Below are 347 nucleotides of genomic sequence, written 5' to 3' on the forward strand. Positions count from 1 at the left end.
GCGAAACCCCTGCCCGCCTCACCAGCACGAGCAGCCTCAATAGCAGCATTCAAAGCAAGCAAATTCGTCTGCTCCGCAATATTCGTAATAACATTAGTAATCTCCTCAATACTCCTACTCATCTCGGCGACTTTTTTAACCGCGCTTTCAATATCGCTCATCATTTCTTGTATGCTCTCTATCTGTCTTGCTGAGATTTCTCCTTTCTGTCTGCCCTCGCTGGCTATTGTGACGACTTCGTTTACTGCCGCTTCGAATTCGTCCATTGCTCTGACGCTCTCCGAACTCGTCTCAGCAACGAAGCGCATTCCTTCAGTTATCTCGTTAATGTTCTCCTGCTGCCTCTG

At 48.1% G+C, this 347-nt stretch carries 1 protein-coding gene; it reads right to left on the minus strand.

From position 1 onward, the window contains the following. The coding region (locus E3E51_RS13215; RefSeq protein WP_240924345.1) for a methyl-accepting chemotaxis protein at positions 1-347 on the minus strand (347 nt) is incomplete at both ends.

It is taken from the genome of Thermococcus sp. 21S7, from assembly GCF_012027615.1.
Lineage (GTDB): Archaea > Methanobacteriota_B > Thermococci > Thermococcales > Thermococcaceae > Thermococcus.